Origin of the sequence: Streptomyces sp. NPDC032161 (assembly GCF_040636995.1) — a bacterium.
Classification (GTDB): Bacteria; Actinomycetota; Actinomycetes; order Streptomycetales; family Streptomycetaceae; genus Streptomyces.
The window spans coordinates 100144-114832 of the sequence record NZ_JBEZVN010000007.1; the positions used below are offsets into that span (position 1 = coordinate 100144).

Annotated in this window: 11 protein-coding genes; 3 read left to right on the plus strand and 8 right to left on the minus strand. The window is 70.8% G+C overall.

Annotation, left to right across the window (positions count from 1 at the left end):
- Positions 1–186: 186 nt before the first annotated feature.
- On the minus strand, positions 187–1554 hold the full coding sequence (locus tag AB0E67_RS17715) for an alpha-lytic protease prodomain-containing protein (RefSeq protein WP_362027299.1): 1368 nt from the start codon (positions 1552–1554) through the stop codon (positions 187–189).
- 436 nt (positions 1555–1990) lie between these two features.
- On the opposite strand from AB0E67_RS17715, the gene AB0E67_RS17720 reads away from it, so the two are divergent.
- Together AB0E67_RS17720 and AB0E67_RS17725 are read left to right on the plus strand one after the other, a co-directional pair.
- Positions 1991–3046 carry a DUF2804 domain-containing protein gene (locus tag AB0E67_RS17720; protein ID WP_362027302.1) on the plus strand — a complete coding sequence of 352 codons (1056 nt, stop codon included), beginning with the start codon at positions 1991–1993 and terminating at the stop codon, positions 3044–3046.
- A 147-nt stretch (positions 3047–3193) separates the two neighbouring features.
- Positions 3194–4000, plus strand: a complete 807-nt coding sequence (locus AB0E67_RS17725) for a phosphotransferase (protein WP_362027305.1) — start codon at positions 3194–3196, stop codon at positions 3998–4000.
- 171 nt (positions 4001–4171) lie between these two features.
- Here the strand turns inward: AB0E67_RS17725 and AB0E67_RS17730 are convergent, their stop codons facing one another.
- The 5 genes from AB0E67_RS17730 to AB0E67_RS17750 form a co-directional block, all read right to left on the minus strand.
- Positions 4172–5341, minus strand: coding sequence for a glutathione-independent formaldehyde dehydrogenase (locus tag AB0E67_RS17730; protein ID WP_362027308.1), 1170 nt, complete (start codon positions 5339–5341; stop codon positions 4172–4174).
- 322 nt (positions 5342–5663) lie between these two features.
- Complete coding sequence (locus tag AB0E67_RS17735) at positions 5664–7061, minus strand: FAD-dependent oxidoreductase (protein WP_362027311.1); 1398 nt, start codon at positions 7059–7061, stop codon at positions 5664–5666.
- Entirely contained in the window at positions 7061–7384 is a 324-nt protein-coding gene (locus AB0E67_RS17740) for a 2Fe-2S iron-sulfur cluster-binding protein (protein ID WP_362027314.1), read from the minus strand. Before AB0E67_RS17740 ends, AB0E67_RS17735 begins: the two co-directional genes overlap by 1 nt.
- A gap of 395 nt (positions 7385–7779) precedes the next feature.
- Positions 7780–8778, minus strand: a complete 999-nt coding sequence (locus AB0E67_RS17745; RefSeq protein WP_362027317.1) for a LysR family transcriptional regulator — start codon at positions 8776–8778, stop codon at positions 7780–7782.
- Positions 8779–9460: 682 nt separating this feature from the next.
- Positions 9461–10357 (minus strand): LysR family transcriptional regulator, encoded by an 897-nt coding sequence (locus AB0E67_RS17750; protein WP_362027320.1) that lies wholly within the window; start codon positions 10355–10357, stop codon positions 9461–9463.
- Between the two features lie 120 nt (positions 10358–10477).
- Between AB0E67_RS17750 and AB0E67_RS17755 the strand changes: the two genes are divergently transcribed.
- On the plus strand, positions 10478–11704 hold the full coding sequence (locus tag AB0E67_RS17755; RefSeq protein ID WP_362027323.1) for an MFS transporter: 1227 nt from the start codon (positions 10478–10480) through the stop codon (positions 11702–11704).
- Positions 11705–12652: 948 nt separating this feature from the next.
- On the opposite strand, the gene AB0E67_RS17760 is transcribed toward AB0E67_RS17755, so the two are convergent.
- Positions 12653–13381: an NAD(P)H-binding protein gene (locus tag AB0E67_RS17760; RefSeq protein WP_362027566.1), complete on the minus strand. Its 729-nt coding sequence runs from the start codon at positions 13379–13381 to the stop codon at positions 12653–12655.
- Positions 13382–13481: 100 nt separating this feature from the next.
- On the minus strand, positions 13482–14147 hold the full coding sequence (locus AB0E67_RS17765; protein WP_362027326.1) for a nitroreductase: 666 nt from the start codon (positions 14145–14147) through the stop codon (positions 13482–13484).
- Between the last annotated feature and the right edge of the window lie 542 nt (positions 14148–14689).

Sequence of the window (14689 nt, forward strand, 5' to 3'; positions counted from 1 at the left end):
CGCGCCCGCCCGGCCGGGAGGCGCGAGCGCGAGCCGGGCGGGCGCGGCAACCATGACGGACCTCGTCGCGGGGGCACGGCCGTGGGATGTGCCCTGCTCCGCGATCCGTCGGGCGGACGGACCCCTTGCCGGAGTCCGCCGGGCGGGGCCCCTTCCGGGGCCCGCGCGCCGGAGCCTGCGGAGTCGTCAGATCCGCTGCCAGAGAGCCGGCACGTTCGGCGGCGTCCAGCCGGACTGGGCCAGGTGGGCCTGGAGGCAGCGGTAGCTGTCGGAGCCGTAGGTCACGACATCGCCCGCCGCGTAGTTCGTCCCGGCCGCCCAGGTGCCGCCCGGGTTGGTCGGCGGGTCCGTCGGGTCCGGCGGGTCGGTCGGGGTGCCGCTGGTGACCAGGGTGACCCCGTACGCCTGGAGGGCCGGGTTCACCGGCTGGAAGTACGTCGTACCGCCCTGGGAGCAGTTGCCGGAACCCCCGGAGGTGACCCCCTGGGCCTGGCTGCCGGAGATGAACGAGCCGCCGGAGTCGCCCGGTTCGGCGCACACGTTGGTGCGGGTGACCCCGGAGACGGTGCCCTCCTGGTACGTGACGCTGGTGTTGCGCTGCTGGACGGTGCCGCAGTGCCAGCCGGTCGTCGACCCGGAGCGGCAGACCGAGGAGCCTTCGAGGGCCTCGGTGGAACCGGTGACCGTCACGTCGCCGTTGCCGTACCCGTTCACCAGGGCGCGCGGCGTCCAGTTGGCGTTGGTGGCGACCCAGGAGTAGTCGCGTCCCGGGAAGGTGGAGCCCTGGAAGGAGCCCTGGGCCTGCTGGTTGTAACCGCTGGTGCTCACCCCGGGCGTGCCGCAGTGACCGGCGCTGACGAAGCCGGACTGGGTGCCGCGCTTCACGGGGAAGCCGATGGAGCAGCGGCCCTGCCCGTTCATGTAGTACGCGTCGCCGCCCCGCAGATCCGCGAACGTGCGTGGCCGCTCGGTCGACTGACGTACCGTCACCAGCTCATGCGCGACCTTGGCGGCGGCCAGGAAGGTGTTCGCGGCCGAGGTGTCGGCGGCCTGCACGACCACGCGGTTGGTGGCGATGTCGACGTACCAGACGGGCACGCCCTGGGGCGCCTCGCGCAGGGCGACCCGGTCCAACGCGGCCTTCGCCGAGTCCAGTTCGGCCAGGCTGTGCTCGACGACGACGGCCTTCGCGCCGGCCTTGCCGATCCGGGCGGCCTGCCCGGCGTCGGTGGTGGAGACGGTCAGGGCGGCGTCGTCACCGCTCACCCGCGCTCCGGCGAAGTCCGCACCGAGGGAACGCTTCAGGCCGGCCGCGACGGTCGCGGCCCGCGACTCCTGGCCGATCCGGGCGCGCGCCTCGGTCTCGGTCAGTCCGAGATCACGGTGCATCGCCTTCAGCAGACCCGGCGAAAGCTGCTCGGTGGCGGGGGTGGCGGCCTGGGGGGCGGGATCGGCGGACGCGCTGCCGGTCAGACCGGCCAACGCGAGCGTGCCGACGGCGACGGTGGCGGTACACGCGGCCAGAGCACGTCTGCGGAGGATGGTTCTCTCCACGGAACTCTCCTTGACTTCGGGGGAATTGCCGCCAAGGTAGCCGCGTACACGTCAGGCCAAGGAGATCCCGTTCTCCCCCTCACTTCGCGTTATGGGGTCTGTGACCAGCGAGGTCACGGACTGCGAGGTCGGCGCGACGACCGGCGCCGTCACCGGGACAGGCATCGCCGGGAGCAGAGTCGCCGGGGCAAGCGTCGTCGGGAGGGGCGTCGTCGGGACAGGCATCGTCGGGACGGGCACTGCGAGGCCGTGCCGTCGAAGTGCCGTCGTTCGGCCGGAGGTCGGTTCGTGCGGCGTCCGTCCGGTGCGTACGACCGCGAGGCGGAAGACCGTCCTCCTACCGGACGCACGAGGACGACTCCGACAACACCACGAGCTGCCGCAGCTGTCGTCGTGTGCCCGTCAGGGACTACGGAACAGCCCTTAGGCTCCGTCCATGGCCACCCACGAACACGAGATCACCGAGCCCGTCGACCTGTGCCTGCCGGACGGTCGGCTGAACCCCTCTGCCCGCGGATGGTCCAGGAGGCCGCTGCACCGGTCGAATCTGCGGGGCTGGGGCCGGACCAAGCGCTGGGAGTACTGGTGCGTGACCACGCCCACCCATCTCGTCGCGCTGACCGTGAGCGACCTCGACTTCCTGGCGCTGAACACGGTGTACGTGCTGGAGTACGGGCCGGGTGGCCGGGAGTTCGAGCGCACGGCGATCGTGCCCGGCGGTCGCGGTGTCCGCCTCCCGGAGACGATCGCGGGCGCGCCCGGCTCCCCCGCCGTGGTGGTCGGCCCGCCCCGCCCCACGGGCGGCAAGGTCAGGATCGAGATCAGCGAGGAGGACGGGGGCACCCGCCTGCGGGCCCGTTGCCTGTCCCCGTCCTCACCGAAGCGGACCGTGGAGGTCGACCTCTTCGCCGCCCTGCCCGTCGGCCACGAGACGCTGTCCGTCGTCGTGCCGTGGAACGAGCGCCGATTCCAGTACACGTCGAAGCACACGGCCCGCCCCGCCTCCGGCACGGTCCGGATCGGGGACGAGGCCCTGGAGTTCGGTGCGGACGCCTGGGCCGTGCTCGACCACGGACGGGGCCGCTGGCCGCGCTCGGTCGACTGGAACTGGGGAGCCGCGTCGGGCCGCACCGACGGTCACACGGTGGGGTTGCAGTTCGGCGGGCGCTGGACCCGGGGCACCGGCACCACGGAGAACGCGCTCTGTGTGGACGGCCGGCTCAGCAAGCTCGGCGAGGAGCTGGAGTGGCACTGGTCGTCCGACGACTTCCTGGCCCCGTGGACGATCACATCGCCGGGCGACCGGCCCGCGGTGGACCTCACGTTCGTCCCGTTCCACAACCGCTCCACCCGTACGGACGTCGGCCTGATCGCCAACCGCACCGACCAGTGCTTCGGTCACTACTCCGGCCGCGTACGCGACGACGAGGGGCGCGAGATCGTCGTGGACCGGCTCCTGGGCTGGGCCGAGGACGTCCACATGCGCTGGTGAAGCCGTACGCACCGGTGAAGCCGTGTGCGCTGGTAGGCCCGAGGGTCCTGGTGAAGCCGTGTGTGCCCTGGTGAACTCACACGCGCCGCCGAACTCGCACACGCCGGTGAACTCCCCGTCGCACGCGCCTACCCATAGGTTCGTCCCATGCGAATAGGTGAGCTACTGGGTGCCGGGCGCACCGCCGACGTGTACGCGCTCGACGAGAACTGGGTCCTGCGGCGCAACCGCGACGGGCTGGACGCCACCCATGAGTGGGCGGTCATGTCCTACCTCAGCGCACACGGCTACCCGGTCCCCCGGCTCGGTGCGCGCGATGCCACGACGGCCCCCTGCGACCTGGTGCTGCGGCGCCTGACCGGCCCGACCATGCTGGAGTCCCTGGGGTCCGGAGACCTCACCGCGTCCGAGGCGGCCACCGTACTGGCCGAGCTCCTCGCCGAACTGCACACCGTCCCGGCGCGGCTCTCCCCGCAGCCCGAGGACCGGATCCTCCACCTCGACCTGCACCCGGGCAACGTGGTGCTGACGCCCCGGGGACCGGTGGTGATCGACTGGAGCGACACGGCGGAGGGCGCACCCGCCCTGGACCGGGCCATGACGGCCCTGGTCCTGGCCCGGACCGCGGTCGATCCCCGGGCCAGAGACGCGGCATCGGCGTGCGCCCTCGCCCTGCTCAACGCCCTGGTGCCGCACTTCTCCGCCTCCGGCGGCATCCCAGCCGCCCACCTCACGGAGGCCGCCGCACGCCGCACCGCCGACGCGACGCGCGACGGTGCGGCTCACAAGGAGCACGACGGCAACAACAGCGACAAGAGCGATGACGAGGACAGCAAGGACGGCGGGGACGGCAGGAACGGCGGGGACGTCAGGGGCCACAGGAAGCGCAGCGACGGCAGGGCCGAGGCGGACCTGTTCGACCGCGCGGTCGCTCTCGTCACCGAGGTGATGTGACACCACGACACCGGTACGCCGGACCGGGAGCCGGGAGCCGGGACGCCTCACACGCTCCCGGCCCCGGCCCCGGCTTCCGGCCGCATCTGCCCGCCGCCCCCATCCACCGCCCGGCTCCGCCTACCGCTCGCGCCCCACCCGACGACCACGGCTGTCCGTCTGTCCGTCCACCTACCGACCGCCGCTCCGGCCCCCGCCGTCGGGGTGGAGGACGACCTTCGTCCAGCCCGTGTCCCGGTTGTCGAAGTGCTCGTACCCCTGCGCCGCCTCCGCCAGCGGCAGTTCGTGGGAGACGATCCAGGACGGCTTGGCCTTCCCCTGCTGGATGAGGTTGCACAACTGTCGGTTGTACGCCTTGACGTTGGCCTGACCGGTCCCCATCGACTGGCCCTTGAACCAGTACATGCCGTAGTCGAAGGCGATCTCTCCCTCGTCCTCGTACAGCTTGTCCGGACTTCCGGGGTCATGGGGCACGAAGACGCCGACCACGCCGATGGTGCCGGTGAACTTCACGGACTGCACCAGGTTGTTCAGCGTCAGGTTCGGCTGCTCGTGGCCCTGGGCGTCATGCGCCTGGTAGCCCACGCATTCACAGCCGCGGTCCGCGCCCAGTCCGTCGGTGAGGTCGTTGACCCGGTCGATCGGCGAACCCTTGGAGTCGTCGATCGGGATGGCGCCGATCTCCTCGGCCAGCCGCAGCCGGTCCGGATGCCGGTCGACGACCATGACCTTCGCCGCGCTCTTGAGGGTCGCGGACAGCGCCGCCATCAACCCGACCGGACCCGCACCGTAGATGACCACGGTCTCGCCCGGCCGCACCCCGGCGAGTTCCGTGCAGTGCCAGCCGGTCGGGAAGACGTCGGACAGCATCACGTAGTCGGTCTGCTTCTCCCACGCCTCCTCCGGCAGGACCAGGCAGTTGGAGTCGCCGTACGGCACCCGCAGGAACTCCGCCTGTCCGCCGTTGTACGGGCCCATCCCCGCGAACCCGTACGCGGCACCCGCCATCCGCGGATCCGACGGGGTGGTCAGGCAGAACGCCGTCAGCCCCTGCTCGCAGTTGCGGCAGAACCCGCAGCTGATGTTGAACGGCAGGCACACCAGGTCGCCCACCTTGACCCGGTCCACGCCGTCTCCGACCTCGATCACCTCGCCCATGTTCTCGTGGCCCAGGACACGCCCCTTCTCCATGTCCGTGCGCCCCTCGTACATGTGCAGGTCCGAGCCGCAGATGTTCGTCGAGGTGATCTTCACGAGCACATCCGTGGGCCGTTCGATCCTCGCGTCCGGTACGTCCTTGACGCTCACCGAACGTGGCCCTTCGTACACCAACGCCTTCATGGGACTGCCTCCGCGTTCGTCGGGCGGGAACGCTGTCGGGTGGGAACGCCTCTTCAACCGTCCCACCGGGTCGCCTCGTGTCAAACGCAGAGCGCCCCCGGAACGGCCCGTGACAAGGCATGCACCGGAGGCGTTGGCGAAACCACCGCGACACGATCCTCGCGGCGCGTGACCAGCGCCGCGACCGGCGCGCCGTGCCCGACGCACACCGACCACCACCCCGCGACACCGCGCGCAACACCGCGGCGCGAGCATCGGGGGCGGCCCGCGGTCGGTCGCGCGGCGCTCGGCGCACGGTCGTCGCGAGGAGGCCGGTCGGCGCTCAACCCGCGGCCATCGCCCCGGCGGGGGCGGACACGCCCCCGTTCGCGGAACGCCTGAGATGTTCCGTGAGCGAGAAGCCCGCGCGTGCGGCCTCGGCACGGCTCAACGGCAGACCGTCGCCCAGGAGTCGGCGGGCCGCCATGTGGTCGCCGGGCCGGTTGACGGACTCGACCGCGATCAGCGCCTCCTGCCGGAACAGGAGAACCGAGAAGGCATCCGCGTCCGGGCCGTCCGCCAGCACCGCCTCGGCGTCGTGTCCGTCACCGATCCCCGCGATCTGTACGGTCGTCCCGAACTGGTCGCTCCAGAACCAGGGCAGCTCGTCGTACGGGCGCGGCGCCCCGGTGAGCCGCTCGGCGACCAGCTTGGCGTGCCCGACGGCGTTCTGCACGGATTCGAGCCGCACCCGCGTCCGTGTCCGTGTCCACCCCCCCGGCTCCGGCCCCGGCTGCGAATCCGCCCCCCGCTGGGGCCGCGGCTGGGACCGCGACTGCGTGCCGGGGCCCGACAGCGGGAAGACCGCGCAGTCGCCGATGGCCGAGATGCACGGGTCGCCGGTCAGCAGCCCGGCGTCGACCACGATGCCGTCGGAGACCGCCAGCCCGGCCGCCTCGGCCAGTTCCGTACGGGGCACGACGCCGATGCCGACCAGGACCAGGTCCGCCGGCAGCCGGCGGCCGTCTGCCGTCCCCACCTCCGCGACCCGGCCGTGACCGTCGTCGTGGAAGGCCGTGACGCCCTGGCCGTGGATCAGCCGATTGCCCCGCCGTCGGTGAAGTCCCGTGAAATGAGCGGCCGTCCGCGCCGAGACCACCCGCGACATCGGGCGGTCGAGGGCCTCCACGACGGTCACCTCACACCCGGACTCCCTTGCGACGGCCGCGAATTCGAGGCCGATGAACCCGGCCCCGACGACCACCGCACGGGCGGCCCCGCCAGGGGCGCCGGACGTGGCGGCGGCGAGCGCGTCCCGCAGGGCCGCCGCGTCGCGCACCGTGCGCAGCGTGTGCACGCCGCGCAGCCCGGCGCCGGGCAACTGCGGCATCCTGGGCCGGGCCCCGGTGGCGAGCACGAGATGTCCGTAACCGTACGAACTGCCGTCGGCGAGCCGGACCGACCGCGCGGCCCGGTCGATGGCGACGACCGTGCCCGTGACCCTGTCGATCGCCTGGCGCGCGTAGTACGCCTCCGGTCTCAGCCACAGGTGCGTCTCGTCCGCCTCGCCCTTGAGGTACGCCTTGGACAGCGGCGGGCGCTCGTACGGGAGTGTGTCCTCCTCGCCGATGAGCGTGATCCGCCCTTCGTAGCCCCGCTCCCGCAGCGATGCGGCCGTCTGGTGGCCGCCCTGTCCGGCTCCGATGACGACGACCGAAGCGGGTCGTATGCCGTCGGCCATCAGTGCTGCCGCTCCGGCAGGTGCACGATCAGGCCGTCGAAGCCCTCGGTCACGGGAAGTTGGCAGCTCAGCCGGCTGTTGGGGCGGCGCGGGCTGGCCGCGAAGTCAAGCATGCTGTCCTCGTTCGGCTGCATCGCCTCCAGTCTGTCGACGCAGCTCTCGTCGACGTAGACGTGGCACGTGGCGCACTGGGCGTTGCCGCCGCACTGCGCCACGATGCCGTCGATGTCGTTGAAGACGGCGCCCCGCATGACGCTGGTGCCGGTGGGGACGTCGACGGTCCGCGCGGTTCCGTCGACGGCGACATAGGTGATTTCGGGCATGGCGGAACTCCTCCGTACCGGGATGCCGGTCCGTGCCGAGGTGCCGATCGGCCGCGCGCACGGACACGACACAACGGTGCACGGGGCCGGTCGCTCGGGACCGGTCACTCGGAAATGGGCTCGGGTGGAAAGAGGGGTGGAGGCGAAGGCACGGGTCGATGGCGGCGCTGCCGGAATCCGGGCAGGGGGAGATCGACACCCCTGCCGCGCCTCGCCTTCGCAATACGGCCTCGGGACACGCGACGTCCTCGGCCGACGGGATGGCAGCGCGACGGACCGTACCAAACAGTCACCGGTGACGCCAAACACCCTCACCGGTGGCTCCAGCAGCCGCACACGCCCGCGGTCTCCCCGGCAGGCGCTCCACACGTCCCCCGACCTACGGCTCCGTCGGCCTACGAATCCCCGGGTCCACCGACCACCGTGCCGCCGGTCCCCAGGTCCGCCGGTCCATCGGCCCGTCGGTCCGCCCGGTCCTGGGCGGCTACCCGGCGCGGATCGGGCTTCCGGTGTGTCATGAACGGTCGACTGGTGATGAAATCGCGGAACTTCAGGGCGGCTTCGGACAGGTAGTTGTCGCGGTTCCACACCAGGGTGAGCACCCGGTAGCAGTCGGGCGCGTCCAGGTGCACCCAGGCGACCGGCGTGTGCGAATCCGTACCGGCCCGGCGGGACATCGCCGGGATGAGGCCGATCCCGAGACCGGCGCTGATCATGTCCTGGCTGGCGCCCGGTTCGTTACCCTCGCAGGACAGGCGCGGTGTGAGTCTCTCGGACGCGAACAGCCGGTCGAGGAGCGCGCGTTGCCAGTGTCCGGGACGCGTGCTGACGAAGGGCTCGTCGGCGATCTCGGGGATCCTCACGCTCTCCCGGCCGTCGAGCCAGTGCCCGCGCGGCACCGCGAGCAGCACCTCCTCGCGGGCGAGCTCGACCGACGCGAGGTGCGTACCGGCCAGCGGCTGCGAGGCCACGCAGAAGTCGACCTCGCCCGCGCGCAGCTGGCGGGTCATCTCCTGCGCGTTCGACTGGAAGAGGCGCACGTCGGCACGGGGGAAGGCGGCCCGGAAGCTGCCGAGGGCGTGGGTGATCGTCAGCAGGGTCTCGGAGGCGACGCCGACCCGTCCGAGCCCCGTGTCACGGGCGTCGCGCAGGGCCCGGCGGCCGTCCTCGAGCTGGCTCAGGGCGTGGTCGACGTGACGCAGGAACATCGCTCCGTACTGGTTGAGCCGGATGCGGCGGCCGTGCCGGTCGAAGAGCGGGGAGCCGAGCTCGGCCTCCAGACGCGCGATGGTGCGGCTGAGCGAGGGCTGGGCGACGCGCAGCTCCTCCGCGGCGCGGCTCATGTGCTCGTAACGCGCGACGGTCTGGAAGTAGCGCAACTGCAGCAGGTCCACGGCCCGACCCACCTCCACTCATGCCTTGGAAGTCATTTTCACATGGCCAAATCGGTCTTGGAAGTCTATAAGCGATGCGGTTTACGGTCTCCATCGGAGTCACCGCACAGGTGACGGGCGAAGGGCGCCCGCCACCTGCACACGCGAAGCGAGGACCCCGGTCCTTCCTGTTCCTGCCGTCATTTCCACTTCCTGCCGCCATCCCTCACCGTCCACGACCCACTGCGTACTGTCAGCCACCCACCGCGCACGGTGTCCGCCGCGACCGCGAGCCGTCCTCCACTGCGAGGTGCCCATCGCCACCGCGGCATCCGCACCGGACCGAACCCGAACCGAATCCCGCGAACCACCCCGCCCGACAACAACCCCACCCGACCGAACCCAGCCTCCCTGAACGGTGCGGCACCCCGTACCCGTACACGTACCCGTGCGTCCGTCGATTCTCTGCGGGTACGTGTACGGGTAGGGGGTGCCGCACGCGTACCGGCATCCGTACCCGACACACCGCGCCCGGTCAGCGCGACCGCCGCCCGCCGACGCCCCAACTCCCCCAGAGCTCACGCACACCAGGGCAGACACACACGAGCAGACACACCGGGGCGGACGCGCACCACGGCAGACACTCACCAGGGCGACACACACGCCGGACCGGGCGCACCCCGCCGGAACGGTGGCACCCCCGTCAGGACGGCCGCGCCGCCATGGCGCGACGGAGATGCCGCACGAGGGCCCGCGCCGCGGAACCGGACGGCCCGCCCTCGCGCCACGCGAACACGATGTACCCGCGCATCGGCGGATCCAAGACGGTGAGCATGCGCAACGCGGCCGGCCGGGCGAGCGCGAACGGCTCCGGCAGGATGGCGACGCCGAGCCCGCTGATGGCGAGTTCCGCCAGCATATTGGGGTCGCTCGCCTCGAATGCGATACGCGGCGAAAATCCGGCGGCGGCACAGGATTCCTCGACCGTGGCACGGGCGCCGATGCTTCGATGGAATGTGATGATCGGCGCGTCCCGCAGTTCTGCGAGGCGAATCGACGCACGGGCCGCGAGCGGGTGACCCGGCCGCACTGCGACGACCAGCCGTTCATCCGCCACCGTGAGGGTTTCGATACCCGGGAGCACGGGTGTCGGCGGTGAAATGGCGACGGCATCGAAATCCCCCCGCCGAAGCGCGTCGATCAATTGGTCCGAGGTCGCCTCGGCCAGGGTCATCTCGACACCGGGATGCGCCGCATGGAAATCGGCGAGCAGTTGAGGCAGACCGTACGCGGTCGCGGACGAGGTCACCATCCCCAACGACACGTGGCCGCGGATCAACCCCGTGTAGTCATCGGCCATTTGGTGCAGCACGTCCACGGAGGCGAGCGTGGCGCGGGCCTGCTTCAGCACGGACTCACCGAATTCCGTGAGGCGGACGGCACGTCGGCTCCGGTCGAGGAGGTCCTGCTTCAACTCCCTTTCCAGCTGCCTGATCTGGTTGCTGACACTCGGCTGGGCCACGTGCAGCCTGGCAGCCGCTCTGGTGAAGTTCAGCTCCTCGGCGACGGCCACGAAGTACTCCAGCTGCCTCAGCTCCATAGTCGCGCACTATATCAGCGAGATGCAGCGGATATTGGACGCCCGAAGGAAGAGGCCGGGACAATCCAAGTGCACGCGGCTAAAAACGAGTTGGCCGATTTGAAATAGAGGGAGAATCTGGTGGAGAGCACCATTGACGCACCATTGGTGAAAACTTCCTGGCGAAGCGTCTCCACGCTTGGCTTCGGTGTATTCGCGGTCGCCACGAACGAATTCGTGCTCGCCGGAATGCTGCCCCACCTGGAGTCCTCCCTCGACGTGTCCGCCGCCACGGCGGGCCAGGTCGTCACCGTGTACGCGCTGGCGTGCGCGGTGCTGGGGCCGGTCCTCGCGACCGTCACCACGACCTGGTCGAGACGCGTGACGCTGCTGTGCGCGGCGCTGATCTACATGCTGGGGACCATCGGCTCGGCGCTGGTGCCGTCGTTCGGTCTGCTGCTGGTGACCCAGGCCGTCGCGGCCGCGGGCACCGGCATGTTCGTACCGGTCGCCGCAGCGACGGCCGCAGCCCTCGTACCGCCCGAGCGCCGCGGCCGTGCGATCGCCATCGTCCTCACGGGCTTCACGGCCGCGACCGCGTTCGGCGCGCCCATCGGCACCGCGTTCGGCAGCCGGTTCGGCTGGCGGGCGACGATGTGGTTCGTGGCGGCCCTCGCCGTCGTCGGCATCGTCGGCCTGCTGAGCCTGGTGCCGCGCGGCATCGCCGGCCCTCCCGCCGAGCCCCTGCGCAGGCGCTTCGCACCGCTCGCCGACTCCCGCGTCGTGACCACCCTGGGCACCACGCTGGTGGCGTTCACCTCGGTCTACATCCTGTACACGTACATCGCCGAGATCTTCACGGACGCGACCGGCGGCTCCGGCAACAAGGTTGCCCTGCTGATGCTGACGCTCGGAACCGTGGCGATCTTCGGCAGCTACGCGGCCGGGGTGCTGACCGACCGGATCGGCGGCCGGGGCGTCATGGCGATCTGTCTCGTCTGGGTCGCCGTCTGCCTGCTCGTGCTGCCCCTGGTCAACGGCACGTACGCCGCCTCGCTCGTCTTCATCGGCATCTTCGCGGTCACCGCCTTCAGCATGAGCGCACCGCAGCAGCACCGCCTGATCGGCCTGAACCCGAGCCTCGCCGCGGTCCTGGTCTCCCTCCACTCGTCGATCCTCTACCTCGCGATCGCGTTGGCCGGCGCCCTCGGCGGACTCGGCATCAGCGTGGGCGGATCGGGCTCGCTGGGCTTCATCGCGGCGGCCCTGGCGGTCCTCGCCCTCCTGCTCTCCGAGCTCTCCCACCGCCTCGTCCTTCGCCGCCCGACGCCGGCCGCCACACCCGCCACGGCCGACGCCACCGACTGACACCGACTGACACCGGCCGAGGCGACCGACCGCCCCGCCAACAGGTCCAACGACTGGCCCGACCCGTGTGCGGGGCCAGGGCCGGGACCGGGTCCGCCCGGCCCCGGCCCAACGGGCTTCCCGAGGCGCCTTACCACAGCCCCGCCCCGGATCAGCCCTCCGACTCCCTCCCCTTCCCCACCACTGGACGCGAGACAACCGCCCCCGAACCAGAACCCGACCTCGACCCCGACCCCAGCCCCGCGCTCTCCCCCAGTCCCGCACCCTCCACCGGCTCCGGCTCCGGCTCCGGCTCCGAAGCCCACTCCAATTCCGGCGGTACGACGACGGTCCGCGGCCGCTCGGTACGCTCCCGGACCCCCGCTCGGGCCAAGGCCACCGCAACGGCCAGACGACGGCGATCCCGACGGCCGACTGGTAACCGTGCAGGAAAGCGTCGACGGCCGCTTCTGCCGGCCGCGTTCAGCACCCCGGAAGCCGCCCCGGAGACACCGCAGAGCACATCGCGCATGAACAGCGCACCGCTCATTCCGCCGTAGCAGAGCATGGAGACGTCCGAGCGTGATGGCTGACATCCCCAGAGCCAGACATCGCCGCGCCACCGTCGCCCTGCACGGCACGAGCAACTGGCGGAGCGGTTCGGACACTTATGGCCGCGGCTGAGGTCCGTCGCCTACTGGATGCTGGGCTCGCGCTCGACACCTTCACGGCGCGGATGAGGCGCGGAGGCATAGGGGCGCGGAGGCATAGGGACGCGGACGGGTGTCTTCCCAGAACCCCGAGAGCCGCGGCCCCTCCATCGCGGCGGGACCGAATGGGTGCACGCGAGTCCCCTCCGCCCTGACCGGGGATCGGGGGACGGATCCCCGTCCGACTCAAGCCGCCGCACCCGGCGGGCGCAACGAAAAGCGTGCCGAGCCGGGACAAGACACGCAGGAGACGGTGATGTCAGGAGAGCCAGTCGGCGTAGCGGGTGGCGGCGAGGTGGGCGTCCTTGTCGGTGAGGACGTCGCCCTTGACGACGGCGAACATGCCGGCGGTGGGGTCGGTGACGACGGTGCGGTGGTCACCCTTGTGGGTCAGGGTGATCCGGCCCAGCTCGTCCAGGGTGAAGATGTCGGGGCCGGCGATGTTGCGGATGCCGTTGAGCGGGGCTCCTGCGGCGACCTCCGCCACCACGGCGGCCACGTCCTTGGAGGCGATCGGCTGGATCGGTGTGGCGGGCAGCCGGACGGTGTCGGCGTCGGCGGTCCAGGACAGGACGGCGTCCATGAACTCCATGAACTGCGTCGCCCGGACGATCGAGTACGGGAGTGACCCGGCGGCGAGGAGGTTCTCCTGGAGTGTCTTGGCGCGGTAGTAGTCCAGCTCCGGTACCTGGTCCGTACCCACGATCGAGAGGATGACGACGTGGCCGACGCCGCCTTTGCGGGCTGCGGCCAGAAGGTTGTCCATGGAGGTCCGGAAGAAGGCCGGGGAGGCTTCGTCGAAGGTCGGCGAGTTCGTCAGGTTGACGACGACATCGGCTCCCGCCACCGCCTCGTCCAGTCCCTGACCGCTGATGACGTCGACTCCGCTGGACTTCGAGTGCGGCACCGCCTCGTGCCCCGCGGCGTTCAGATTCTTGACGACCTGAGACCCGATCAGTCCGGTACCACCGATGACTGCGATCTTCATGGCATGCCTATTCGTGGGGGTCATGTACGGAATATGGCATATGAACGGTTACGTGGGAGGGGCAAGAAACAGCACCTTGATCGCCTGAGGAGGGGCGACGTCACAGGCCGTCGACGAACGTGACCGTCTCGTCGAGCGGCGCCCGGCCCGTACGGGTGCCCCCTGCGGTGACGTCCTCGTAGCCGAACGACATGCCACAGAAGAGGATGAGCTCGTCCGGGGGTGACAGGACCTCCGCGACAGTTTCGCGGTACTCCGACCACGCCATCTGCGCGCAACTGTGCAGCCCTTCGGCGCGCAGCAGCATGACGGTCTGCAGATACATGCCGACGTCGGCCCATTGGGGCCGGCCCATGTCGCGGTCGATGTAGCAGAACAGGGCAGCGGGCGCACCGAAGCAGTTCCAGTTCTCGGTAGCGGCCCTCCGGCGCGCCTCCCAGTCCCCACGCGAAATGCCGAGTGCGCCATAGCGCACCTCGCCGAAGGCGGATCGGCGCTCACGGTAAGGGGACTTCAGCGCGGGCGGGTACATCTCGTACTCCCGCTCGTCCCAGGGGTCACCCGCAGCCGCGCGCTCTCCGGCGCGCCTCTTGATCTCGGCCAGCGGCGTGCCGGTTACTACGTAGGTGCGCCACGGCTGGATGTTGGATCCGGACGGCGCCCAGGCCGCTGCGGACAGAACGCGCTCCAGCGTCTCCCTCGGGACAGGGCGGTCGGTGAACTCGCGCACCGCTCGCCGACTCGCGACCGCCTCATAGACGTCCATGATCGCCTGCCTCCATCCACTCCAATGGGGCCTTCATCATACTCGCAACAGTATCACTCGATACCATCTCGCGTAAAACTATCTCGGCTGCCAAATCCTCGGCCCTCGGTCCCCCGCCTCGGGCACTGCGCCAGGAGAAAGTCCATGGCAGAACCGACCCCCCGCTACGAGGCGTCCCGCCAGCGCGCCTCCGAGGAGGCGACCAGCAAGGTCAAGGAACTCGCGGAACGTCTCGCCGCGTAACCCTCCACGTCGGAAGACGCCGTGCGGCGCCCCACCCCAGGACGTCGCACGACGTTCTCGGCGCCTGCATCTTCTCCGACGGTGCCGTTGGCGCTCTGGACCCGGGGCAGGCGGCCCAGCAATGTGGGCGGCCGAGTGTTCGGCCCATCAGCGGGGCTCGCGTCGAGACGACGGTGATGACGGGCGACGAGTGAGATGACGGGCGACGAGTGAAGAGCACACGGGCCGTGCAGGCGGCGCGGCGGGCGCACTGATGGCTCGTCCCCGTCGGCAAGGGAGCCCTGGCCGACCACCAGTCG